This is a genomic window from Accumulibacter sp. (genome assembly GCF_031732815.1).
Lineage (GTDB): Bacteria > Pseudomonadota > Gammaproteobacteria > Burkholderiales > Rhodocyclaceae > Accumulibacter.
Map to the genome: position 1 here is coordinate 1 of NZ_JAVMKF010000028.1, position 1,813 is coordinate 1,813.

Consider the following 1,813-nt stretch of genomic DNA (forward strand, 5'->3'; position numbering starts at 1 on the left):
GCTGCAGGCGACGAACCGCCTGTCCGAAGCCGAGCCCTTGCAGCGCCGCGCGCTGCGCATCTTTTCGGTCAGCCTGGGCAGCGAGCATCCGCACACGCAAATCGCCCGCGAAAACACCATTCACCTGCTGCGCACGCTCGGCCGCAGCGAAGACGAGATCGACGCGACGCTGGCCGCCGTGCTGGCCGGCTAGCGTCGGCGGTGGGTCGCGGCGCGCGCGTGGCATTTCGCCCGGCGTTCGCCGCCCGCTGCCCGCCGCGGCCAGGCGCGCTGCGCGGCGGCGCCGCCAGGCTGCTTGCGACGCGCGCCGGTCTGGCCGACCGCCGCCGCTCCGGCGTCTACGCCTGAAGCGTATCGATCTTCGCGGCCAGGACGAAGTCGCTGGTCGTCAGTCCGTCGATCTTGTGCGTCCAGATTTTGACGTCGACCTTGCCCCAGGCGAGGTAGAGGTCGGGATGGTGGGCGACTTCTTCGGCGAGCGCGCCGACGCGGTTGACGAAGGCGAGGGCGCTGACGAAGTCCGGGAAAGCGAAGCGGCGTTCCAGGTGGTGGCCGTCGTGGATCGTCCACGCGGGCACTTGCGCGTGCAGCGGCGCCAATTCGCGGGCGGTCAGCGCGGGTACGCCGCCGCGGCAGGGCAGGCAGGTCTGTTCGGAAAGCTTGTTCATCGCGTCGTTCTCCTCGCTGGATCGCTTGACGACCGGGCGGTCGCCGCGGTCGCTGCTTGGACCGGGAAACGCGCCAATCGATCGCGCAGCGCGGCTCGATCCGCCTGCGGCGACGGCGGGCGTATCGTCCGCCGGCATCTTGTGTTCTACTCTCGGGTTTTGCCGGTTTCGCCTTTTTTCATCTGCTAAATGGAGAGTTTACGATGGGCCAAGACAAATTCCGCCTGGTTACGCGCAGCGACTTCGACGGCCTGGTGTGCGCCGTCCTGCTGAAGGAACTGGATCTGCTCGACGAAATCCGCTTCGTCCACCCGAAGGACATGCAGGACGGGAAGATCGAAATCACCGAGCGCGATATCACGACCAATCTGCCGTATGTCGCCGCGGCGCATTTGGCTTTCGATCATCACCTGTCGGAAATGCTGCGCAATACCGGGCGGCGCGCCAATCACATCATCGATCCGCAGGCGCCGTCGGCGGCGCGCGTCGTCTATGACTACTACGGCGGTCGGCAGGCGTTTCCGACGATCAGCGACGAGATGATGGCGGCGGTCGACAAGAGCGATTCGGCACGCTTCAGCCGCGCCGAGATTCTCGATCCGACCGGCTGGGTGTTGCTCAACTTCCTGATGGACGCGCGCACCGGTCTCGGCCGCTTCCACGAATTCAGGATCAGCAACTACGCGCTGATGATGATGCTGATCGACGCTTGTCGGGCGCACGGCATCGAGGAGATTCTGGCGCTGCCCGACGTGCGCGAGCGCGTCGGGCTGTACAACGAACACGCGGCGCGCGCAAAGGAGCAGATCAAACGCTGCACGACGGTGTTCGACAAGCTCGCGCTGCTCGATCTGCGCCGCGAGGAAACGATCTGGGCGACCAATCGCTTCATGATCTACGCGCTGTTTCCGCAGTGCAACATCTCCATCCATGTGCTCTGGGGCGTGCGTCAGCAGAACACCGTCTTCGCCACCGGCAAGTCGATTCTCGATCGCAGCAGCCGGACGAACGTCGGCAGCCTGATGCTCGAGTACGGCGGCGGCGGGCACGCAGCGGCCGGGACCTGTCAGGTCGACAACGAGCAGGCGGAAGCGACGCTGCGCGCGCTGATCGGGCGCATCAACGCCGACGGCTGAGCGCGCGTT

2 protein-coding genes and 1 pseudogene are annotated in these 1,813 nt (G+C 66.1%); 2 read left to right on the plus strand and 1 reads right to left on the minus strand.

Annotation, left to right across the window (positions count from 1 at the left end):
* Positions 1-193: pseudogene (locus tag RKP46_RS02290) on the plus strand (hypothetical protein); the annotation flags it as partial.
* Positions 194-338: 145 nt separating this feature from the next.
* On the opposite strand, the gene RKP46_RS02295 reads toward RKP46_RS02290, so the two are convergent.
* Entirely contained in the window at positions 339-668 is a 330-nt protein-coding gene (locus RKP46_RS02295; protein ID WP_311105128.1) for a 4a-hydroxytetrahydrobiopterin dehydratase, read from the minus strand.
* Between the two features lie 203 nt (positions 669-871).
* Between RKP46_RS02295 and RKP46_RS02300 the strand changes: the two genes are divergently transcribed.
* The gene (locus RKP46_RS02300) at positions 872-1,804 is read left to right on the plus strand and encodes an exopolyphosphatase (RefSeq protein WP_311105129.1); all 933 of its coding nucleotides are present in this window, start codon (positions 872-874) and stop codon (positions 1,802-1,804) included.
* The last annotated feature ends 9 nt before the right edge of the window (positions 1,805-1,813 follow it).